At 46.1% G+C, this 22390-nt stretch carries 17 protein-coding genes; 11 read left to right on the forward strand and 6 right to left on the reverse strand.

Going from position 1 to position 22390, the window contains the following annotated elements; all coding sequences use genetic code 11:
• Positions 1 to 5 precede the first annotated feature (5 nt).
• The 5 genes from ACK8HY_RS22100 to ACK8HY_RS22120 all read left to right on the forward strand — a co-directional run bounded on the left by ACK8HY_RS22100 (position 6) and on the right by ACK8HY_RS22120 (position 7663).
• Positions 6 to 1634 carry a RagB/SusD family nutrient uptake outer membrane protein gene (locus tag ACK8HY_RS22100; RefSeq protein ID WP_343560821.1) on the forward strand — a complete coding sequence of 543 codons (1629 nt, stop codon included), beginning with the start codon at positions 6 to 8 and terminating at the stop codon, positions 1632 to 1634.
• 51 nt (positions 1635 to 1685) lie between these two features.
• On the forward strand, positions 1686 to 2621 hold the full coding sequence (locus ACK8HY_RS22105) for a hypothetical protein (RefSeq protein WP_416134852.1): 936 nt from the start codon (positions 1686 to 1688) through the stop codon (positions 2619 to 2621).
• 10 nt (positions 2622 to 2631) lie between these two features.
• Positions 2632 to 4251, forward strand: coding sequence for a glycoside hydrolase family 43 protein (locus ACK8HY_RS22110; RefSeq protein ID WP_416134853.1), 1620 nt, complete (start codon positions 2632 to 2634; stop codon positions 4249 to 4251).
• Between the two features lie 30 nt (positions 4252 to 4281).
• On the forward strand, positions 4282 to 6726 hold the full coding sequence (locus ACK8HY_RS22115) for a sugar-binding domain-containing protein (RefSeq protein ID WP_416134854.1): 2445 nt from the start codon (positions 4282 to 4284) through the stop codon (positions 6724 to 6726).
• Positions 6727 to 6922: 196 nt separating this feature from the next.
• Entirely contained in the window at positions 6923 to 7663 is a 741-nt protein-coding gene (locus ACK8HY_RS22120) for an FISUMP domain-containing protein (RefSeq protein ID WP_416134855.1), read from the forward strand.
• An 89-nt stretch (positions 7664 to 7752) separates the two neighbouring features.
• On the opposite strand, the gene ACK8HY_RS22125 is transcribed toward ACK8HY_RS22120, so the two are convergent.
• Together ACK8HY_RS22125 and ACK8HY_RS22130 are read right to left on the reverse strand one after the other, a co-directional pair.
• A complete protein-coding gene (locus tag ACK8HY_RS22125; RefSeq protein WP_416134856.1) occupies positions 7753 to 8355 on the reverse strand; it encodes a DUF4142 domain-containing protein in 603 nt (200 codons plus the stop codon).
• 88 nt (positions 8356 to 8443) lie between these two features.
• On the reverse strand, positions 8444 to 10780 hold the full coding sequence (locus ACK8HY_RS22130) for a GAF domain-containing protein (RefSeq protein WP_343560833.1): 2337 nt from the start codon (positions 10778 to 10780) through the stop codon (positions 8444 to 8446).
• 213 nt (positions 10781 to 10993) lie between these two features.
• Between ACK8HY_RS22130 and ACK8HY_RS22135 the strand changes: the two genes are divergently transcribed.
• Together ACK8HY_RS22135 and ACK8HY_RS22140 are read left to right on the forward strand one after the other, a co-directional pair.
• Entirely contained in the window at positions 10994 to 11707 is a 714-nt protein-coding gene (locus ACK8HY_RS22135) for a YoaK family protein (RefSeq protein WP_343560835.1), read from the forward strand.
• A 135-nt stretch (positions 11708 to 11842) separates the two neighbouring features.
• Positions 11843 to 12295, forward strand: coding sequence for a hypothetical protein (locus tag ACK8HY_RS22140; protein WP_175991951.1), 453 nt, complete (start codon positions 11843 to 11845; stop codon positions 12293 to 12295).
• Between the two features lie 63 nt (positions 12296 to 12358).
• On the opposite strand, the gene ACK8HY_RS22145 is transcribed toward ACK8HY_RS22140, so the two are convergent.
• Positions 12359 to 13249 (reverse strand): cyclase family protein, encoded by an 891-nt coding sequence (locus tag ACK8HY_RS22145; protein ID WP_416134857.1) that lies wholly within the window; start codon positions 13247 to 13249, stop codon positions 12359 to 12361.
• A 333-nt stretch (positions 13250 to 13582) separates the two neighbouring features.
• Here ACK8HY_RS22145 and ACK8HY_RS22150 point away from each other — a divergent pair, with 333 nt between their 5' ends.
• Positions 13583 to 14320, forward strand: coding sequence for a hypothetical protein (locus tag ACK8HY_RS22150; RefSeq protein ID WP_416134858.1), 738 nt, complete (start codon positions 13583 to 13585; stop codon positions 14318 to 14320).
• Between the two features lie 137 nt (positions 14321 to 14457).
• Here ACK8HY_RS22150 and ACK8HY_RS22155 read toward each other — a convergent pair whose 3' ends face one another.
• Positions 14458 to 15810: a DUF3472 domain-containing protein gene (locus ACK8HY_RS22155; RefSeq protein ID WP_416134859.1), complete on the reverse strand. Its 1353-nt coding sequence runs from the start codon at positions 15808 to 15810 to the stop codon at positions 14458 to 14460.
• Between the two features lie 241 nt (positions 15811 to 16051).
• On the opposite strand from ACK8HY_RS22155, the gene ACK8HY_RS22160 reads away from it, so the two are divergent.
• Together ACK8HY_RS22160 and ACK8HY_RS22165 are read left to right on the forward strand one after the other, a co-directional pair.
• Positions 16052 to 16510: a GNAT family N-acetyltransferase gene (locus ACK8HY_RS22160; RefSeq protein ID WP_343560843.1), complete on the forward strand. Its 459-nt coding sequence runs from the start codon at positions 16052 to 16054 to the stop codon at positions 16508 to 16510.
• Positions 16511 to 16626: 116 nt separating this feature from the next.
• Positions 16627 to 18969, forward strand: a complete 2343-nt coding sequence (locus ACK8HY_RS22165) for a TonB-dependent receptor (protein ID WP_416134860.1) — start codon at positions 16627 to 16629, stop codon at positions 18967 to 18969.
• Here the strand turns inward: ACK8HY_RS22165 and ACK8HY_RS22170 are convergent.
• On the reverse strand, positions 18935 to 20107 hold the full coding sequence (locus tag ACK8HY_RS22170) for a PepSY-associated TM helix domain-containing protein (RefSeq protein WP_416134861.1): 1173 nt from the start codon (positions 20105 to 20107) through the stop codon (positions 18935 to 18937). The two genes, ACK8HY_RS22165 and ACK8HY_RS22170, sit on opposite strands and share 35 nt — an antisense overlap.
• A gap of 133 nt (positions 20108 to 20240) precedes the next feature.
• Between ACK8HY_RS22170 and ACK8HY_RS22175 the strand changes: the two genes are divergently transcribed.
• Positions 20241 to 21485, forward strand: a complete 1245-nt coding sequence (locus ACK8HY_RS22175; RefSeq protein ID WP_416134862.1) for a cysteine desulfurase family protein — start codon at positions 20241 to 20243, stop codon at positions 21483 to 21485.
• Here the strand turns inward: ACK8HY_RS22175 and moaCB are convergent.
• Positions 21482 to 22390 (reverse strand): bifunctional molybdenum cofactor biosynthesis protein MoaC/MoaB, encoded by a 909-nt coding sequence (gene moaCB / locus ACK8HY_RS22180; protein ID WP_343560850.1) that lies wholly within the window; start codon positions 22388 to 22390, stop codon positions 21482 to 21484. The genes ACK8HY_RS22175 and moaCB overlap by 4 nt on opposite strands.

Consider the following 22390-nt stretch of genomic DNA (forward strand, 5'->3'; position numbering starts at 1 on the left):
AAATCATGAAAAAAACAGGTTATATCTCTTATTCAATGCTATTGGGATCGCTATTATTGGGATCCTGTTCATCCAGTTTCCTGGACGTTGAACCGATGACAAGTGTATTGGAGAGCAATTTTTATAAAACAGTGGCCGATGCCGAAATGGCTTTAATAGGTTGTTATGACGGTTACCAACGGACAACTTCCAACGGGAGCCAGGCCTTTTATATTACCTCGGAAGTCGCCTCGGATAACTGTTTCGGCGGTACCGGAACAACAGATGGCCGTGGTTTCCAGGCCATAGACCGCTTTGATATCGGGCAGTCCCAATCGGACAACAATATTTTTGATGGGACGTGGTCAGACTACTATTCGGGTATTTTTAGATGTAATACGCTGCTAGGAAAGTTAGATGGCACAGATTTCTCGGGCAATACAGCGGCACGCGCACGGATCGAAGGTGAAACGCGCTTCCTGCGGGCAGTCCTATACTTCGATTTGGTGCGTCTCTTTGAGAACATACCACTGCTGACCAGCCCCACGAGCGATAATATTCCACAATCAGATCCAAAGGAAGTGTATAAACTGATTGTTTCAGACCTAAAATTTGCTGCAAGCAGTATCCCGGCCGATGCTTATCCAAAATCGGCTGCCGCAACCAACGATGGCCGCGCAACGCCGTTTGCAGCAAAAGCACTACTGGCACGGGTTTACCTCTTTTATTCTGGTTATTATGCCGCCGAAGATATTGGCGTATCCAAAGCCGAGGCGCTGGCGGGACTGGAAGAGGTGATCAAAAGTGGCCAATTTGCACTAGTCGCTGATTTTAAAAATTTATGGCCGGCATCAAGTTACATTCCCAATGCCGCCGACAATACATTGGATATTTCCAAGTACGCCGGTAAAGGGAACTCCGAAGTGGTATTTGCACAGAAATTTAACAATACATCGGATTATGAAGGTCATATTGATGGCAACCGCTGGGTCGTTTTCTTGGGCTTGAGAGGGAAGAGCTGGTCTCCCTATGGCCAGGGATGGGGTGCATGTACTGTAAGCAAAAGCTTCTTTAATGCCTTCGATAACAACGATACCAGAAAAACAGCGTCCATTATCGATATCAACGGAGAGAAGATACCGGATTTTAATCTGAAAGACCAGCGCGAATATACGGGCTATGCCATCAAAAAATATGCACCGACAGCATTGCCGGATGGCACCACAAATACAGGGGGGGATAAAGATATGCAATTGTCCCAGGATCAGGATTACTTTGTGATCCGGTATGCAGACGTGTTGCTGATGGCGGCTGAACTCGGTTCGCCCAATGCGCAGCAATATTTTGACCAGGTGCGCAAGCGGGCCTATAAAACCAATTTCGTTGCATTGCCCGTCTCAAAAAGTAATATCCTGAAAGAGCGGAATTTTGAATTTGCCTTTGAAGGTATCCGCTATTGGGATGTGCTGCGTCAGGGTGTCAATAATGCCGCCGCAATCATAGAAACTTCCGAAGATGTGCTTAGTGGTTCGGCTCCCGACAAAGTTGTTATCACAAAGAGCAAATTTCTGGCCACCCGCGGATTTATGCAGATTCCCAATAAGCAGATCACGTTGTCAAATGGAGTACTGAAACAAAATGCAGGCTGGAATTAATGAAAAGTACCGTTAAAAGGTCGCTTGGTTTAACGATATAAATCTATATACATGAAAAAGATAATACACTATGTCATGGCCCTCTTTGCGCTGATGACGATGGCCGGAGCTTGTTCTCCGGAAAAATATGCGTTAGGGGAGATCGACGTCAGTCCGGCACAACTGACTGAAGGTAAATCCTATCGTATTGAACATGATGCAAATAATCCGAATATTGTTTATTTAACGAGTTTGATGGATCCCAAATACACTGCGCTTTGGGAACATCCCCAAGGCCGGAGCCAGGATAAAAAGGTGACTTTAAAAATGCCTTTTCCGGGAGAATATACGGTTAAGTTCGGGGTTGAAACCCGGGGCGGAATCGTATATGGCGAGCCTGTAAGCTTTAAGATTGACGCGATGTATGCTGAATTTATCAGTGACGAGACCTGGACATTATTGACCGGTGGTGCAGGGCAGGAGAAAACCTGGTATCTGGATCTTGATGCAGCAGGAGTATCGCGCCATTTTAAAGGGCCTATGTATTTTTATGGAACGGGCGACTGGTGGGGCACAGTGAACAAGACCGGCGAACCCTTGAACAGCGACAGCTGGAGTTGGGAACCCGACTGGAAGGGCAATAGCTGGCTAATGCCAGCCGGCGATTATGGTCGTATGACTTTTGACCTCAAAGGCGGCGCCAACGTCAATGTAAACCATGCCATGCTGGGAAAAGTGCAGAAAGGTGTTTTTAATATTGACACCGAAAAGAAAACCATGCGCATGACCGGGGCATCGCCACTCCATGGCAAACCGCAAGATGGTATCGTGGTAGACTGGGGTGATGTTCGCATTATGTCGCTGACAAAGAATACAATGCAGCTGGCCGTCTTAAGGGATCCTGTACTTTCGAATGACGGTGCAGCCATGCTGACTTTCAATTTTATCAGTAAGGAGTATAAGGAAAGTTTGGATCAAGGAGGATCGGAATCTAGTCCGGCCAAATAAGAGGAATAACATGACTATATATCACATGACTTCAAGGTACTTGACACTTCTTAGCTCCACGATTTATTGCAGCTTACTCTTTTTGCTGGCAGCGCCGAGCTATGCACAACTGGGGTTTAAAAACCCAGTTGTCCGAGGATTTAATCCAGATCCGAGCATCTGTCGCGTAGGCGATGACTTCTACCTCGTGACCTCTTCTTTCGAATATTTTCCGGGGCTTCCGATATATCATAGTAAGGATCTGGTCAACTGGGAACAGCTGGGGCATTGCCTGACACGGTCTTCACAGCTCAATCTACGCGGAGTACCTTCTTCGGGAGGGCTATTCGCGCCTTCGATCCGCTATCACGATGGTTTATTCTATGTCATATGTACCAATGTATCGGACAAAGGCAATTTCTATTGCACGGCAAAAAACCCGGCTGGCCCCTGGAGTGATCCGGTCTGGGTGGATATCAAAAGCATAGATCCGGACATTTTTTGGGATGAGGACGGCAAAAGCTATTTTGTGACCCAGGGAGATGAAGGAATCCGTGTGACGGCCATAGATCTGAGTACCGGAAAGCTGACCTCGGCGGAAAAAGTGGTCTGGGCCGGAACGGGCGGGCGCTTTCCCGAGGCACCACATATCTACAAAAAGGATGGTTACTATTATCTACTATTGGGTGAAGGTGGCACAGAATATGCCCACAGTGCCAGTATCGGACGGAGCCGCTCCATCTGGGGACCTTACGAATCCTGCCCGCTCAACCCAATTCTATCACACTCCAACCGTTTGGGACAGGGAAATCCCATTCAAGGGGTTGGGCATGCGGACTTTATCCAGGCAGCAGATGGCTCCTGGTGGACCGTATTTTTAGGTTTCCGAGTCACGCAACCTTACAGTTATTACCATATACTCGGGCGGGAGACATTTCTGGCACCGGTAAGCTGGCCTAAAGATGGCTGGCCACAGATCAACGGTAATGGAAAGATCCAGCTGGATATGGCGGTGAAGCCCCTGCCAGCAGTTCCTGTAGCAACTCCGACACAGCGCGATGAGTTTACTGCCACACAGCTGGGTTTGCAATGGCAGTATCTTCGGAATCCCGATTCGGCAAAGTACTCGCTGACCGAACGTCGTGGTAGCCTCTGCCTGTACAGCAGTCCGATATCATTAAACGAGACGGAGTCGCCTTCTTTTATCGGCCGCAGGCAAACGGAACACGATTTTCAGGCCAGCGTAAAGCTTGAATTTAATGCAGCTGCCGATAGAGAAGAAGCCGGTTTAACGCTGTATCAGAACAATTCGCACCATTACGACTTCTTCCTCAAACGCAGCGGAAAGGTCTTTATGCTGCAGCTGCGCGCTAAGGTAGGATCTCTGCATTATATTGTTGCTGAAAAAGAAATCGCAGGCAACAAGATAGAACTGCGTATCAGTGGAACGCCTTTAAACTACAGCTTTGCTTTTAAAGATCCAAAGTCCGGGGACTACAGCAAGCTCGCTAGTCTGGATACCCGCTATCTAAGCACAGAGGTAGCCGGCGGCTTTACGGGAGTAATGATCGGTCTGTATACAAGTTCCAATGGGCAGCCAACCAATGCGAAAGCATTTTTTGACTGGTTTGACTATCAATCCTCCTATTAAAGTATGGAGCGGTTCCTTTTCTATAATTTTATGCTAAAATCACTTGTTTGCACCCCATATCGCCGCCAACTGAATGTCCTGGGGCTTTGGCTGATCATGACGATACCGCTGTTGGGGCAATCCCGACAGGAAATTAATTTCAATGCAGGTTGGCGGTTTACACTTGATAGTGTTGGGCAGCATAGCCAGGATTCTGGTGGTGACAACTGGCGCCTGCTTGACCTGCCGCATGACTGGAGCATTGAGATGCCCTTCCGCGAACATAGCCCCGCAGGTAGCGGCGGGGCCTATCTGGATGGGGGCATCGGCTGGTATCAAAAGTCATTTAAGCTGCCCCCGGCCTATACAGGTCAGCGGATATTTATCGCCTTTGAGGGCGTGTATGAAAACAGCGAGGTCTGGATCAATGGTCATTTGCTGGGAAAACGGCCAAACGGTTATATCGGCTTTGAATACGAACTATCGTCTTATCTACATGCCGATGGCCGGGAAAATCTGCTAGCTGTTAAGGTCAACAACAATAGGCAGCCCAACTCACGTTTCTATTCGGGTTCGGGCATCTATCGTGATGTTAAGTTGATTGCCCGTAATAAGGTCAGTATCGGAACAAACAGCACTTTTATCAAAGTAGAGCAGCTCAGTGAAAAACAAGCTGTGCTGAGTCTTTCGTTGGACATCGAACAGATTCCCAAACAGACTGGATCACTTTCCCTACGGACACAAATTGTATCACCCACCGGAGAAACGGTTTCCCAGGTTGAGGATATATTGGTCAAGCGCGGCTCCGGCGTCCATCCGTTCCGGCAGAAAATCGTGCTGGACAATCCGCTGTTGTGGGGAGTTGAAACACCACGGCAATATACTGCGAATGTACAGCTTGTATCGGACGGCCGGGTGCTGGATGAGCAGGAAACCAGATTTGGCTTACGCGACTTTAGCTTTGATCAACAGCAGGGATTTGTACTGAACGGAAAGCGCCTTAAGATCCGCGGAGTCTGTCTACATAGTGATCTTGGCGCCCTGGGCATGGCCTTCAACCGATCTGCAGCGTTACGTCAGCTAAAGTCAATGAAAGCAATGGGTGTCAACGGTATACGTACATCCCATAATCCGGCCGCACCAGCATTTCTAGATCTATGCGATAGCCTAGGTTTTATTGTGATGAGTGAAACTTTCGATGTATGGAAAGGACATAAGAATCCATTTGACTACCATTTGTATTGGGATAAATGGTTCGAGCGCGACTTTGCCGCCCATGTAAAACGGGACCGAAACCATCCCTCGTTATTCATCTGGTGCCTAGGGAATGAAGTGCAGGAGCAATGGCACTCTAAGTCGGATGGGGCAGCTATTCCCAGGCGCTTAGCAGCAATTGCCGACAGCCTGGACGGTACCCGCCCGACTACCATTGCCAATAATAAGCTGTCCAGCGAAAACCCGGTATTAATGAATCCGGCCGTAGATATTATAGGCTACAATTATAACCATAAGCAATGGGCCAGTTTCCCGTCAGATCATCCCGGGAAGAAGTTTATCGTAACAGAAAGCACGTCTGCGCTGGAAAGTCGGGGTCAATATGATCTGGTGCCCTACGATTCAGTGCGCATGTGGCCTGAAAGATGGGATATTCCCTTCAATGGCGGCAATAGGGACAGGTCCATATCAGCTTACGACAACATTTATACCCCCTGGGGATCTAACCATCAGACCAGTCTACGGCTGATGGAGCAATATGATCATATTGCTGGAATGTATGTATGGACGGGTTTCGATTACCTCGGCGAACCTACACCTTATACTTGGCCTGCCCGGAGTTCATATTTCGGAATCGTCGATTTAGCAGGCTTCCCGAAAGATGTATATTATCTGTACCAAAGCGTCTGGACCGACAAGCCGGTCTTACACGTATTACCGCACTGGAACTGGAAACAGGGGGATAAAATTGATGTGGTGGTCTATTACAATCAGGCGGACCGATTGGAACTGTATCTGAACGGTAGGAAGATCAGCGAGCAATCTAAAGATCCTAGCCGTTATGACCTCGTATTCAAAGCTATTCCTTTTGAGCCCGGGGTACTTGAAGTGGTTTCCTACCGGGGAAACGAGAAAGTAATGCGCAAAACGGTCCGTACGGCAGCAAAGCCATACCGCGTCAAGCTAGTTTCCGAGAAGCCTAGTGTAAATGCTGCAGAGAATGAACTGGCTTATATACAGGCATACGTTGTGGACGAGTTTGATACTGTTGTTCCGGATGCGGCTCATGACATCAAGTTTAACGTTGAAGGGGAAGGCGCTAGGATTGTGGCCACAGACAATGGCAATACAACCGATCTCCGGAAATTCCAGTCCAGGGCGCGACAGGCATTTCACGGCAAAGCGCTGGCCATAGTAGCTGTCAAGCATAGTGGCAAATTGATTATCAGGGCAAAAAGTGAGGGACTGATCTCCGGGAGTGTTGAACTGGACGTACAGTAGAAAAAGCAAGTGAGATCTGCCCGTCGTATAGCTTTGTTCGCTATTGCGCTCCACGGCTTAAAGTACTGACGCTGGGACAGTAAACCGGCCAGGAGCAGAAGGTCAGGCAGACCTCAGTTTTTCAGCGCTGAATTCCGGCATTGTCAGCGCGGCACCAAAACAGCTCAATGCGCAAACCGATCTCGGTAAACTTCTATTGTCAACGATTACCATCGGGCCGGTCACGGCTACAAACCTTATGCCGCTGGACAGCCTAAGTATCCTGCCCGGAGTAAAGTACAACCTCAATCTTTCGATTATCCCCAACGATACCTACCTGACTTATCAAGGACAATCTGCCGCACGCATCAATGGGCTCATCTGGATGCGTCATAATCTAGGGGCAAACTACAACCTTGATCCGGATCAAAATCCTTCGTTGAGTGGATTGCATGGCAACTATTATCAGTGGGGACGGAAAGCTGTTGCTGCTACGGCAACAACTGCACCAGGGCCAATTAACCCTTGGAACACGCAAAGTCCAGGCGATAATGCATGGAACTCGGGGACAGAAACAGCACCTGTTAAAACAGCAAATGATCCATGTCCGTCGGGATATCGGATACCTACTGAACGTGAAATGGCGATGTTAGATGATGGAGTGACAAATCTCAATATTGGCAACTGGTCGGAATCATCAAGCAACTATTCAGCTGCCCGGGTATTTAAGAGCAACCGAAATGCAAATGTACGCTTAACATTTCCAATTGCGGGCAATAGGGCCCTTGATAACGGTGCCTTAGCCAAAAGAGGTCTTGAGGGCTATTATTGGTCAAGCCAGATTTTAAATAACAGGGTCCGTCACATAAAAATTGTCCAGAACCGAAATGCTACGATTGAAGACAGCAGTTTTGATAGGGACTGGGCCTTTCCGCTCCGTTGTATCGCAGAACGGTAATAATGACACCGTTCCGAAAACACAACATCCAACGCTTTTCTCCTGGAAAAGCGTTGGATGTTAATACACAATAGATCACTGTAAATTGCTTATTGATCCAGTTTATCCTTTACTTTTTTACTGTGTTCCAGATGGGTACGCAGCGTCGGTAAGGTTTTGTCCACAAATGCTTTTAACTCGGTATCTTTGAGATTCTTACTGGCATCCTCAAAAAGTTTGACATCCTTTTCGTGATCCTCAACCATTTCCGCTATGTAGGCCTTGTCAAATTCCCTTCCGGTCTTTTTGGCCAGTTCATCTTTCACTTTTTGCTGATCCGTGCCTAATGTCGCGGGAACAGTAATATTCTTTGCCTGAGCAAGCGTAGTCAGTTCGTCGTTGGCTTTGGAGTGGTCTTTTACCATCATTTCTCCAAAGGCTTTAACATCTGCATGCTGAGCTTTTTCCTGCGCCAGCTTTCCGAGCTCCACTTCGGCCATACCGCCATTTGCGGCTTCCGTCACAAATTTAGCGTCGTCCTCACTCACGGCGAGTGGCGTGGTCGCTAGCGAATCGTCGTCCATATGCTCAGGCGCCTTTGCTTCATTGGCGCTGTCCGCGGTTTCCTTACTATCCTGCTTCGCGCCGCCGCCACAGCTCTGTAGGGCTACAACCGAACATGCAATCGCTAGGGTCAAAAATATTCTTTTCATATGCTTATGCGTTTTGTTTGGATGGTGAACAGCGCTCAAAGCATTATGGTTCGAAAAATATGCAAAAAATGGTGGCTACCTTGTATACCTACTGGTCATGCTGCACATTGAATCCAACGCGAATAGCTTTAAGGCCGATCAGACCTTGCAGGTCCTCAACCTCGAATTTTTCGATATCCTCATTCAGTAAACCCTTGTGCTGAAGCAGATTGATATAACCCAGATATTCCGTTTCTTCATAGGCATGAGAATATACAATAACCAGTTTTCCTTTCTGGGTAATACGTTCCGTCGAACCCTTGATCTTGGCTTTGTCGATCCGTTTTTTGGCGATTTCATAGCGCACATTGTAAGACCCGTCAATATCAAACTGCTTTTCATCCATTTTGAAACGGATGGAGATCGGTGTTGCAAAAACCAGGATCAGCGAGGTTACCTCCAGCTGATGGGGCAGTGTGGGCTGCAGTAGCCTAAACTGGGCTTCCATTTCGCACATCACCTGCAACTGCCACAAGCGCAGGTTTTTAAGATAGTAGAGATCAAAGTTCTTGTCGGGTGCTATCGATGCGCCGATATACATGTTGTGCTCTATGCCATCCGTTTTATAGCGCTCGTAATAATGCGGGAAGTAGTCCTGTGCCTCGGCCTGTTTCTCATCGAGCACAGTGACCAGCTTTTTATTGATCAGCGTGATCGAGTTGTCGTAATCCTGACGTGCTTCGTAAAACCCGCCTATGGCTGGGTTTACCCGTTCAAAATAGGCATCAATTGCCACTACAATGGAGCTGTTTTTATTGTTTTTCCTAAAGTTATTCAGAATGGGATGCACATCGAGGTTAAAATGATCGAGGATGACCTGTTCCGTATCCGTGGACAGGGAATGTTCAAGTGTGTCCAGATTCCGTTGTAGGTCAAAGACCTTTTGTTCAAAGAGGGGCAGCATATACTCCCGGTTGATTGCTGTAAAAAGTGTGATCAGGTCAGTCGCCTGATTGATCAAATCCTGCTTGATGGCCTGGTTTCGGGATTCCGATGAGCCCTGCACATCAATCTGCCCATAGAGCGGATAGACCTGTTCAAACACAATCTCCTGTAAGGTATAATCTTTCCCAAAGGCCTTGTCATTGAGGTAATGGATCGCTTCCTCCTGAAAGCGCCATTTGACACTGGGATGGATCGACGTATATTCTTTTTGAATAATGGCCTCGATCTGATTCTCTATTTCAGAAAATGCCTTAGCTACTTTGTCCTTGATAAAAGGTAAGATAAAATTGAGTTTATTGGCATTGACCGAATTTAGCGCACGTACCCTAGTGGAGGACATTTCCAATATACCGAGGACTTTATTGTTCTGGATCAGGGGCGCAAAGATAAAACTCTTCACCTTTTGCTGTTTCAGCTTATTGATAAAAAATGCCTTCTTCGGATCTACCGTTGGCAATTGATCAATATCCGGGACCACCAGCAGTTCTTCCCTGGTCAGCAGGCTTTCCAAGGTCTCACTACAGAGCATTTCTTCACACTCCGCAATAGTCGAATCGTACAGGAGATGGCTGTATAGCTGTTTTTCGACAATACGCAGATTGAACTCTTCTTTGACTTTTTCAAATGAAGTAAGCCCGATGCGCAGATCATTTATTTTATAAATGGACCTGAAAATATCCTGGATTTCTTCCAGCTGAACAGCCTTATCTTCATCGGCGCGCAAGAGGTTACTCTTGAAGCTCGATACCGCATTCTCTGTTGTCGCATCGAAAAGGGTCATAATCGAAAAGCCTTTCAGGATCCAGCTGCGCTCCGGAAATTTAGACTTCCACAACGTAATATCCGAAAAATTGTCAATCAGTTCGGTAATATCCTCCGGGGAAAGTGGTATCGCACTTTCGGTAGGAATAATATCCATGAAATCGGCGTTGAACAAGACCCGGTAATGGTGTATGATGTTGTCTTTATCCGGAATATCCAAAAATAAAGGGCTGTCCATCGCATCTACTTTGACTCCATAGTACTGGCTGATGATCATACAGCAATTCAGAATATAATAGCTGTCGGCAGTCACATCCCTAAAGTTAAAATCATACTGATCGCCGGCAGCCTGTAAGATATTCTCTAGGCGCTCGGTATGGTTAAAGGTGTATACATAGAAAGGAATCGTAATGGCCTTGATTTCATTGCGCGTGAGTGCAATAGGGAACAGGTCCGCCAAAAGAACTTTGATGATTGGTTCATAGGACGGCAGCTCTGCGGCATTTTCGATCCCCGAGATCAATGCCGGATATTTATTGATTTCTTCCAGCAGGGCTTTCGCATAGGTAGCCCGGAAATCGACTTCGGACAAAGCCATATCTTCAAATGATTTTATAATCTTATGGAAAGCGATCAGTGTCTTAAAAGGGCTGGATTTAAATGTGAAGCTAAATTGCATTGCGCTTGTTTCTGACTAAATTAGATTGTTGTTGGAGGTTATACAAATGTATGAAATAATCAGTGATTGAATAGCAAAAATCGCGGTAAACATCTCTTTTTGAGATAAAGTTTTTCATTTATTGTATTTCGTTAATTAAAAAAGTAAATTCGGTCTATCGCTTAGGCAATAGCAAAAGATCGTTTCAATAAAATAAGAGGTGAAAACAACATTATGTTCAGGCATCGAGATAAGGGACGGAATTATATCCACAATGTGCAATTAGCTGCATTGTTGTCAACAGTAGCCGGAATAGTGAATATCGTGGGCGTACTTTCCTTTAAAACATTGACAACAAATGTTACTGGCCACTTTGCCTTTTTTTCGGAGGAGCTCTATCGCAATAATTATCTATTTGCCTTTCTGAGTATGCTGTATGTTATTTCCTTTTTACTGGGCGCATTTGTTGCCAATACGACCATGGAGCTTACGTCCAGAGGGAGGTTACATTTTTCGTATAGTCTTCCTATCATAATTGAAATTGGTTTACTTCTATTTGTGTCATTTTTTAATTTCCCCGTGTTCAACAGCGCTGTTTGGTTATCCTGTATACTTTTGCTCGCCATGGGATTGCAAAACGCCCTGGTCACGAAGATATCTGGATCTGTGGTCCGCACCACCCATTTAACAGGTTTGTTTACGGATCTGGGAATTGAGCTATCTCAGCTAATTTTCTATAAAAAAACAAATGAACGCAAGCGTTTAAAAGGAGGGATACTACTTAAAATAATTATCATTGGTGGATTTTTCTTTGGTGGTATCTTAGGCGCATTTATATACAGCTGGTGGGAGAGAAAGACCTTATTATTGCCGGTAATCATATTGCTGATCGCACTTAGTTATGACCGTTTATTACTCGGGTTTTATAGGCTCAGTCGCAGGCAATAGGATCAGGTGGATAAAGCAGCCAAAACTCCCAACAGCGCAAATTGTCCCATAAGTTGAACTATTTTGTTTAATCTGATGTTCTTCAGATAACCTGCCTCAAATATGCAGGAAATTGAAAAATTAATATCAGATAAAATGATTGGATTTAACAAAAATATGCTGGGTGGATTGATCGGCGCATTGGTCCTGAATGTAGTGCACAGCGCTGCAAAAAGGTTTGACCCTGAGGCTCCGGCAGTGGATGAGGTGGGCGAGGAGGCGATGAAAAAGACGGTCAGTGCAGCCGGATTTAAGCCACCAAAAGGAAATGCGCTGGTCGCTGCGACCTTTGGAGCTGACGTAGCCTCAAACGCCATGTTGTATACATTGATCGGATACGGCGGCGATAAACACCGCGTGTTACGCGGAGCATTGCTCGGTACTGTCGTCGGGCTCGCCACATTGACCATTCCGGAGCAGGCCGGACTGAATGCCGAGCCGATAAAAAAGACCGAACGTACAAAATTAATGACCGTAACCTGGTATGTGATCGGTGGAGTGGCCGCCGCATTGGCCATAAAAGCCCTGCGAAAGAAAACCTCTTTTTAAGGATTCAGCTCCGCCCTGAATTCCGGTTAAGGAAATGCAGGCCGGAGCTGCTTAGGCCTTAGCCTACCTTTTTACACGGGCAAAAGCGCGGACCGGGAATGTGCCCACCCCTCTAAACTTGGGCGGGGCGGCCGTAAAACGAAAGTTCTCATCGGGCAATAATTCAAGATTGCAGAGATGTTCGACAATCAGGATTTCCGCTCCTAGAAGGGTGGAGTGGACGGGGCGTGATTTGCCTTTGGTACTATCGATATTGTGCGAATCAATGCCCACCAGTTTGACACCGCATTCGGCAAGGTATTTCGCTGCGGCTTCATTCAAATAAGGATGATTTTCATAATACGCTTCGGTATTCCAGTTTTTATCCCAGCCTGTATGGATCAGTACTGCGCGGTTTCTGATCTCCCTGTTCCGGAGCTGTTCATCCGTGATTTCCAAGCCCTTGGTATAAGGCAGCCGGATCACCACCGCATCCAGATCGACAAAGGCCTTTAAGTCCATCTCGGCAGTATCTTTGCCATGTGCATAGCGGTGGAAGGGGCAGTCAATATAGGTACCGGTATTGGTTACCATCTCAATCTTACCGATCTGAAATTCTGTTCCTTCATCGTAAAATTGTCTGGAGTCAGCTCTGGAAAGGTAATCGCAGATAATAGGCGCGGGCAGGCCTTTGTAGGTCACCAGTCCATTTTCGATGGTATGGCTGAGATCAATCAATAGATCAGCCTCACTTTCTGTTGGCGGAGCCTTACGCTTGTGGGCTTCGGCAAAGATTTCCTTGTTCAGAATATTTACCTTTCCGGCCATCAGCAGCCGTAGATCTTTGATGATATAATCCGCGAGTTCCGCGTCGCTGATATCATCGCCTGTGATATCAAGCCTGAAATCTTCGCCTTTAAGGCTGCCTCCATTGGTAAAGTAAACTTCAAAATCAAATTTTACGCGTTTTTCCATAATGGGTCTGTATGTATTGGAAGAAAAATAGCAGAAATTTTATACGAACGAAGATAACGAAAATCCAGCTGATTTAAACTGCAGCAGTTGGATATGGCCTAAAAATGTAAAGTTCAAATTTAAACCACTACGATATCAATATATGTTTTTAACCATTAAGTACTACTATAGTACCACTTATAAACTAAACGAGATCACAGCGTACGTGCTAAATGCCTTTTGTCTTCGACGGATTTTAAATGGATATAAGCGAATATGAAAAGGATCTTGTTGCTCATACCACAAATAGTTATTTTTAACACACATTCAAAGCACATGAGATTATTTAAATAAATGAAAAAATTCTGGGAATTCTTTCAATGGTTGCTGCTTATTGGCTTCATCATTGCGATCGCTTTTATATTGAACAGTTACCGTTATCTGATTTATGCTTTAATAGGTGCTTCTGTACTCTATTTCCTGTTGAGAAAGATCATTGCCAGCAGATTGAGCAAGCAAAATGGCAACAGGAACGTCCAATACAGTATCAATGGAAAACCGTTGACACTTCGAATGAGAAAGCTGACCACCTTTGTTGTTTTACTGCTACTTGTATACATTATGGTGGTTTCGGTCTTTTCGGTGAGCCCAGGCCTGGAGCGGAAAGAATTTATGCTGACGCATCCGAATTGGGTGGCCGTAACGCCCTCGATCCGAAACCTTAGCGCTGACATCCAACGCGGGAAGACGAAATACGCCTATATCGATCTGGAATACCAGTTTACTGCTGGTGGAGATGCATATACACAAAAAATACATAAGGCAGAAAAGCAGTATTCATTTTTTCCGATCATAGGGCGGGGGGCGTTTGAAGCAATGCGGATAGAGCTGTTGACTAGAGCGAGGAAAAAAAATATAGATCAGGAATACGTATTGTTTTATAATCCACAGGACCCCGAACAACAGCAGTTTTTTCTGGCTAACGATAGCTTCTACCTGCAGCGATCATTGTTGTGCGATATCCTGTTTGTGTATGGTGTCTTGTTTATAATCATTTTGATTGTGGCCTTATCTTTTAGAATAAGACGATAATTTAAGCATGAGAAATCAAATCAGGTAGCAATGAATCCCTCATGATCTATTCCATAACAGAAAAGGCTGTCCTACAGGATCTGTAAGACAGCCTTTTCTGCTTATGAGCGGGATAGCTCAGCAGCAGAGCTTTGCGGTTAGGGCAGAGTCGTAAGATCTATTGCCGGCGCAGCATTCCCATTGCTTACAGTAAACAAAGTGCCTGGGTTGACAACTGTATTGAAAAAACCACCATTTTTAAGGAAGAAGCTATTTCCATTGCTGCCCCCCATGGCATCGATGCGCTGGTTGCTGGAATAGGTTCCATCCACTGTAAATTTGGCTTGAACCACCGGCATCCAGGTACCTGATGTGGTACGTACCCATTGGTTTTTATAATCTGCTGAGCGTCCGAGGTAGCCGTTATCGGCGTTAAAGTTTTCAAGGAAGCTGTGGAAGTTGGTCAAATAAGTGGATATCTTTGGTCTTTTCCAGCTCGCCACCAGCACCCAGCTGTTAACAGAAGGATCATTGAACCAAGCCGTAAAATCGGTGGCACCATTCCCATCAGGCTCGCCTTTAAGCAAGAATTTGTAGCTCTTGCCGCTTGTCCAATTGTATTTCATATAGCTCTGTCCACCCGAACCTTCACCACCAAACTCACCGGTCGTGGTATTCGCTCCTTTGCGATTGAGTGTAATGCGGTCTTCAGCCGGTATTTCAGCGGGATTGTCGGTGCTGTAAGGACTCCATACCGAAAACAGGATCCGGCGCTCCGTGGCCGAATTGACCTGCATACCAAAATAACCCTGGCCAAATCCATTGGCCATAAAATAGGATCCTATTTTATCTTCGCCGGTAGGGACATTGATTTCGCTATAATAATAGGAGACCTGTTGGCTGGTCGGTACCGTATAGCCCAAGTGACAGGATGGGCCACGTCTCGACCAATAGTAGGTATTGTCAATATTATTGTCACTGTAGATTACGGTACCCGTTGTCGCTGATCCGCTTAAGATAAGATGGGAAACATCGGCAAAATAACCGCCGGTTTTGGAGATACCCTGCAGATCCATTTTGACATAACCGCCCGCATTGATCGTGTAGTTACCTACGGTATAATCCTTTAGGGCACCGCCTTTCAGGTTGACCTGCTTACTCACCCCGTTGATGGTCAGCCTGACCACGCTGCTGTCACCATTGGGCAATACCTTGGCCCGGATTTTCACGCTCAATGTACCTGACTGTGGCAACTTAGCATAGGTACTCACAATGCTGTTGGCATTGGTCCAGTTGGCTAAGCCATTGCTATTGATGACCTCAACGGCACCGGAAGGTGCTGCTGTAACGAAGGCATTGCCTCCCAGTGGAACCTCATAACCGTTGGGACCGGGTGTCGCAGCCCGCAAAGACAATTTTTCTTCAGTCTCCGGCTTAACAACAGTCTTTTGACAGGAAACAAAACAGATCAGTGCCGCACCGAGCAGTGCCGCAAATTTAATTTTTCTCATAATTTATCTTTAATTGTTTAGTATTAATTTATCAAAAAACTTACATGTCAAGAAAAAAAATTAAACGCAATCGATTGTGTGATTTACTTCTGTAACAAGATCTGCCATGTGCGGCAATTGACAGCGCCCTGACATTTCAAGCTAGCCCAGAGCCATCGATTTTTGTATCTTGCATTAAGCGTTTATTTAGCCAAAATTTAAACAGGAATAATTGCATTTAACACAAACACAGCAGGTAGGAATGGAACTAAAAATCAGACAGGCACAGGAAAATGAAATCAATGTATTACTAGAGTTTGAACAGGGAATTGTTGCCGCCGAACGCCCTTATGACGACACCTTAAAGGAGGGTGAAATTCATTATTATGATCTGCTGGAATTAATAAAATCTGCAGAGGCAGAGGTTCTGGTTGCTGTGATTGGCGATCAGCTCGTCGGATCCGGTTATGCCAAGATCGTCGATGCCAAACCCTATCAAAAGTATGCGAAATATGTCCATTTGGGATTTATGTATGTAAAACCTGAATATCGTGGCCAGGGTATCAACAAATTGATTCTGGAAGCCCTGACAGACTGGGCGAAGGACCGAAACATCACAGAACTGAGGCTTCAGGTCTATGATCAGAACGAAAGTGCAAAAAAAGCATATTGCAAAGCTGGTTTTAAACCCAACCTATTGGAAATGAGAATAGAGATTTAGTTCCAGCTTTTTTTCTTGTGTCTGTATTTAGATTTATTCAAAATAATGATATCTTTGGGCCGTTATTATTTTGAGTTTAATCGTTACCATAAATCGTCTACCAGACCAAACAAGAAATGAAAGTTAATCCATATCGCGTGACTAGGCTCACAGTCGCCTTAGTAGCTTGTTCTTTTTCCTTATCCACATCAGCCTCTGCGGGAACCGTATATAACAGCTACAGGCCTTTCGATATATCCATTCCCAAAGCACAGCAAAAAGGTACGATCATAGGCCAGGTGGTCGATGCGCAAGGTCTCCCTTTGGCAAATGTACGTGTTGAGTTAGATGCAGCAAAGAGCACCAAGTCCGATAAAGATGGTTACTTCAGATTAACAGCTATACATTACGGTACATACCGTTTGACATTAAGTTCGGTGGGATTTGGCAAGCGATTTCAAGATATTGACCTGCGCGAGGAGCAACATGATTTAAAAACGATTACCTTGACTGCCGAACAGCAGAGTTTGGATGAAGTGGTCGTGACAGCAAGTCGATTGGCAGAACATATCGATCAGGTGCCCTCATCGATCACCTATATCGGTACTAAGGCACTCGATCAGCAACGGCAGATCAACGATAATCTGCCATCCATCCTGATGCAGAAGGTACCCAGTATCTCGCCCAGCGAGGAAAGCCAAAATAACTTTATCGCCAAAATTCGGGGGCGTAATTTTTTGGTATTAATTGACGGCATTCCGCAGTCCACACCGCTACGCAATGGTGGTCGCGACTTGCGGACAATCGATGCCAGTGCAATCGATCACATCGAGGTGGTGAATGGCGCTACGGCAATGTACGGCAACGGCGCTGCCGGCGGTGTAATAAACTACATCACCAAAAAGCCACAGCAAGGGAAAAAGCTGGCTTCATCAACCTATCTCAATAATTCATTGAGCCTGGTAAAGCCTAGCGAGACCTATGGCTACAATATCGCCCAGGTATTTTCAGGGCAGCTGGACAAATGGGATTATGTCATTCAGGGTAAAGCCGGACGCTCGGGTGTGGTACGGAGCGCCGACGCAGCGATTGCCAGTCCGTTTTATGGGTTGGGCGAAACACGCGCTTATAATGTCCTGACCAAAATCGGTTATCAAATAGCCCCCGAGCATCGGGTCGAATTTATGGGCAATTATTATCGTAGCCTGCAGGATAGTAAATATGTCGGTACCAAGGGTGATTTTGGCAAGTCGCCGGCCATTGGTATTCCTTCTGATACCGTGATCAACGGTGGTACTCCCTATAACAAGGCTTTTCATTTGAAGTATGATGGTCGATATGGAAAGACGGCAGCAAATTTAAGCCTGTACTATGAAGATATGAATACGGTTTTTGAAACGTACAACCAAAATTATTCTGACCATAAAGGAGCAAGGTTAAATTTTAATACACCTTTTCAGCTGGGCTCATCATCCAATATCTCCCTGATCTACGGTGCTGATTTTCTAAAAGACCATACCGTACAGAAAACACTGAAAGATGACCTGGTGACACCGGATATGAATATGAACAATGTCGCGTTTTATCTGCAGAGTAAATTGAATTTAGGCACCGACTGGATTCTAAAAGGCGGGGTACGCTATGAAAATATCCGTTTTAAGGTCGGCGATCTGACGAAAAATGGCAAACTCACTGCGGGTGATAATAATAATTCAGATGCTTTTGTCTTTAATATCGCCACACGGTACAACAAATATAGTTACGCGCAACCTTTCGCTTCCTTTTCGCAGGGATATTCCATTGGCGATGTCGGGCTTATCCTGCGCAATGGTGTACCCTTGAGCCAAATTGATCCCAAACCTGTTGTGGTCAACAATTTCGAATTGGGTCTAAATGGTAAATTGAATATATGGGACTACCAGCTGACAGGCTATTATAGTACATCGCAGAAAGGGAACACCTTCGCGGAGACTTCCACGCCGGGTAATTACGAACTGAGTCAGGTACCACAACGCATTTATGGGGTGGAATTTGTCGGAAATGTAAAACCGCTTCAATGGCTGTCTTTGGGAACTGTACTCGGCTATATGGATGGGCGTCAGGATCTGAAAAAAGAAGGCAAGTACAAAGATAAATTAGACAATTCCATTATTTCTCCGTTCAAAATTAACCTAAATGCCGATTTCAGCATCACGGACAACTGGAATGTTTATTTGCAATACCTGCACTTGGGTGGGCGGGACGTATTCCCGGCTGCGGAATATAATTATGGAAAATATCCGATTTCCGGTTATAATCTTGTTGATTTCCAAACCAGGTACAAATATCAGAAATTCACCTTTTTATTCGCTATCAACAACCTATTCAATGCGGATTATTATCCCGTTCATGCCGAAGTACGGGGTGCAACCAATGAAGGCCGCTATTACATCAAGGGTTCCGGGACTATGGCAAATTTAGGGATACAGCTCGATCTCTAGGTCTTCGTTTTTTTCTGGGCCTTACCATTTTTTTGTTCCTTTTGTTGAGCCAGATCCAAAGACCGGTGATGGGGAGGGTGGCGGCCAGACTAGCGGCCAAAAACATCACAATTTTTGAAGGAAGGCCAAATACCGAGCCAACATGGATGGGCTTGACCATCTTGCGCATTTGCTCGGCCAAAGGCAACTTGTTCATTGGGTTGCCTTTGATCAGCTTACCGGATCTGCTGTCGAAATAGGCCTGGTTGATCTGCAACAGCCCGCCAGAAAATGATTCTTTAGTCAATGAAAAAGCGATATGTTCCTGTTCCGGAAATGTCATCAGTATATTCCCCGGAGCAGGATAAAGGGTACTAATCTGCTGATACATGGTCTGGAGTGGCGAAAAGCCAACAGCAAGTTCCGATACTGGATTTTTTACTTTTTCTTTTTTCGTCTTGTTATCGGCACCGAAAAGCCTAAAAAACTGTTTATTGTACCAGTCAGAGCTCCATGTCAGACCGGTCAGGGTAAAGATCAGGAGAAACAATGCTGCATAGAATCCTCCCACAGCGTGAAAATCCCACACTTTTCTTTTCATAGAAGCAGACATCCCCACTTTGAGGCGCTGCTTGAGCAGCTGTTTATTCTTGGGCCACCATAGATAAATACCGCTTATCGCGAGAAATAGGGTCGCAAGAGCGGAAATCCCCGTCAGCGTCGCCCCAATTTTGTCCATCAAAAGAAAACGGTGTATATCCAGTACTTTTTGAAAGAAACGCTCAGCCTGCGGCCCTTTGGACAAGACTTCACCCGTATAGGGGTTGATATAAGCATACCAGTATTTTTCTTTTTTTGATCCATATTGAACCCGATAGCTCCTAGACGGATCAGCAGGAATTTCAAGACGGAAAAGCCTTTTATCGGGAAAAATATTTTTTGCTCCCGATACAATCACATCGACAGGTAAGCGGTTTTCCAAGACAGCAACCCGCTGTTCTTTCGGCCATAACAAAGGTGTCAGTTCTTTCTCAAAACTCAGCAGCATTCCGCTGATACAAACGATCAAAAAAATGAGACTAAAAAGCAGTCCGATAAAAAGGTGTAGTTGTTGGAATATCTTTTTTAGACTGTTTTTTGGGGTCATCTTATTTGCCATTGCTTTGATAAAGTATGAGGATGGGACAAAAGTACAGTATTATTAGGAATTATTCTAAACAAGAAAAAAAATGTACCGGCAGACAGGAGCAAGTATTTTGAATAAGGCCCTTTGATAGTGAATACTTATATTTGTGTATCGTTCGGTTTCTCTACTGCGATCCAACTATCGGCAGCCCGCATGGATGGCTGTACCGCAGCAGAAATCGGTAAAACGGCCAGATGATGACATGGACAATAGCAACTCAAATTTTATCTATCTCGATTATAATGCCACAACGCCCGTCGACGAGCGCGTGCTGCAGGAGATGCTCCCGTTTTTTGGAAGCAGTTACGCGAATCCGAGCGGCGCGCATCTCTTTAGCCTGACCGTACAGGATGCTGTCGAGCAGGCAACTGCAGAGATCGCATACGCATTGGGTACGCATGCGGGAAATATCGTCCATACTTCCGGTGCTACCGAGGCAATCAATCTAGCGATCCAGGGACTGCAGTTTTCCCCGCGTAAACATATCGTCAGTATAGCCACCGAACATAAAGCTGTATTGGAAACCTGTGCATTTATGGAGCTGCTGGGATTTGAAATCTCTTACCTTGCCGTGGACGAGCAGGGGATACCTGATCTGGCCTTGCTGGCAGAAACCATCCGTGAGGATACCGCATTGGTCTGCAGTATGCTCGTGAATAACGAAACCGGCCTGATCCTGCCGATCAGGGAAATCGCGGAAATTGCCCATCGGCAGCAGGCACTGGTCTTATGCGATGCAACCCAGGCAGTCGGCAAAATGCCTGTTCATACCGGGGAACTCGGCGTTGATCTACTGGCCTTTTCGGCGCATAAATTTTATGGCCCAAAGGGAGCTGGGGGGCTTTTTATAGGCGAGCAGGCAAAAAACGTGCTATCGCCGATTATGCAGGGCGGTGGGCAGCAACAGGGATGGCGTGGCGGTACGCTCAATACAACGGGAATTATCGGCATGGCTGCTGCACTGCGGATTGCACAAAAAGAACTGAATGCAGAGCAGCAGAAAATAGGCCGGCTAAGAGACCTACTGGAAAACGAACTGCTGTCTATCGATGGAGCATTCCGGAATGGTAGTTCCATCCATAGACTTTATAACACAACCAACATCTGCTTTCCGGGGGCATTATCCGAACAGCTTATCATGGGTCTGGGAACCATCTCCGTTGCCAGTGGCTCGGCCTGCTCGGCGCTGACCTCACGACCTTCACATGTGCTCAAAGCCATGGGCCGCGCAGACCTCGACGCCCTGTCATCCATCCGTTTTAGTCTGGGCCGCTCAACGACGGAAGCGGAAATCGATCAGACTGCCCGTCGGGTTAAACAGCTTGTTCAGAAACTGCGAAATACAAACTAATGGCCTGCATTTTCCCTGACCTGAAAAACATGGAGCAGCTGCGGAAATAATGCGGCAATACTTTCACGTACGCCATTGGTCGATCCGGGCAGTGTAAGGATCAGCATCCGGTCGGCAAAACCTGAAATACCCCGCGAGAGCATTGCTGTCTTGACCCGCTGTTGTCCATACTGCCGCGCCGTCTCCATAATTCCGGGAATGTCCCGGGTAATATAAGGGGCTACGGTATCGGGCGTAACATCGCGGTCGGAGAGACCTGTCCCGCCCGTAAAAACCAGCAGGTCTATTCCAGTCTGCTGATAATGCTCCACACGTTCCCGTATCGCTTCAGGCTCGTCGGCAACTACGGCATAGACAATATCACGTAAACCCTGTTCTTCAAGAAGTTCAAACAAAATCTTGCCGGAAACATCCTGCTTGTGACCTGCGGCAACCGAATCACTGCAGACCACCACGGCGGCTCTGAGCTGACCGGCCCAGGGAAAGGATTCATTGCTCTTACCACCGCGCTTTTCGAGCAGCCGGATAGCGCCGATCTCCACCTGCTTGTCCACAGGCTTCAGCATATCATAAATGACAAGAGCTGCAACCGAAGCACCATGCATGGCTTCGACTTCAACACCGGTTTTGTAAATCGTATGTACTTCAACTTCAATACGGATCTGTAAGCCTATGATGGAATAACGAATAGCTGCATACTCTACGGGTAAAGGATGGCAGTCCGGAATCATGTCACCTGTTTTTTTGATCGCAAGTAATGCTGAGGCACGTGCAAATTCAAAGATATCACCTTTGGGGATCTGTCGCTGCTCGATCATCCGAATCGTATTTTCGGAGGAGACATTTACCGTAGCCTCTGCGATAGCTTTACGTAGTGTGCTGCTTTTATGTGTAATATCGACCAT

This window comes from Sphingobacterium sp. NGMCC 1.201703, assembly GCF_047784615.1.
Classification (GTDB): domain Bacteria; phylum Bacteroidota; class Bacteroidia; order Sphingobacteriales; family Sphingobacteriaceae; genus Sphingobacterium.

Coding starts and splice junctions, on each gene's coding strand:
- ACK8HY_RS22100 (WP_343560821.1), top strand. CDS start 6: ATGAAAAAAACAGGTTATATCTCTTATTCAATGCTATTGGGATCGCTA.
- ACK8HY_RS22105 (WP_416134852.1), top strand. CDS start 1,686: ATGAAAAAGATAATACACTATGTCATGGCCCTCTTTGCGCTGATGACG.
- ACK8HY_RS22110 (WP_416134853.1), top strand. CDS start 2,632: ATGACTATATATCACATGACTTCAAGGTACTTGACACTTCTTAGCTCC.
- ACK8HY_RS22115 (WP_416134854.1), top strand. CDS start 4,282: ATGCTAAAATCACTTGTTTGCACCCCATATCGCCGCCAACTGAATGTC.
- ACK8HY_RS22125 (WP_416134856.1), bottom strand. CDS start 8,355: ATGAAAAGAATATTTTTGACCCTAGCGATTGCATGTTCGGTTGTAGCC.
- ACK8HY_RS22130 (WP_343560833.1), bottom strand. CDS start 10,780: ATGCAATTTAGCTTCACATTTAAATCCAGCCCTTTTAAGACACTGATC.
- ACK8HY_RS22135 (WP_343560835.1), top strand. CDS start 10,994: ATGTTCAGGCATCGAGATAAGGGACGGAATTATATCCACAATGTGCAA.
- ACK8HY_RS22140 (WP_175991951.1), top strand. CDS start 11,843: ATGATTGGATTTAACAAAAATATGCTGGGTGGATTGATCGGCGCATTG.
- ACK8HY_RS22145 (WP_416134857.1), bottom strand. CDS start 13,249: ATGGAAAAACGCGTAAAATTTGATTTTGAAGTTTACTTTACCAATGGA.
- ACK8HY_RS22150 (WP_416134858.1), top strand. CDS start 13,583: ATGAAAAAATTCTGGGAATTCTTTCAATGGTTGCTGCTTATTGGCTTC.
- ACK8HY_RS22155 (WP_416134859.1), bottom strand. CDS start 15,810: ATGAGAAAAATTAAATTTGCGGCACTGCTCGGTGCGGCACTGATCTGT.
- ACK8HY_RS22160 (WP_343560843.1), top strand. CDS start 16,052: ATGGAACTAAAAATCAGACAGGCACAGGAAAATGAAATCAATGTATTA.
- ACK8HY_RS22165 (WP_416134860.1), top strand. CDS start 16,627: ATGAAAGTTAATCCATATCGCGTGACTAGGCTCACAGTCGCCTTAGTA.
- ACK8HY_RS22170 (WP_416134861.1), bottom strand. CDS start 20,107: ATGGCAAATAAGATGACCCCAAAAAACAGTCTAAAAAAGATATTCCAA.
- moaCB (WP_343560850.1), bottom strand. CDS start 22,390: ATGGTCGATATTACACATAAAAGCAGCACACTACGTAAAGCTATCGCA.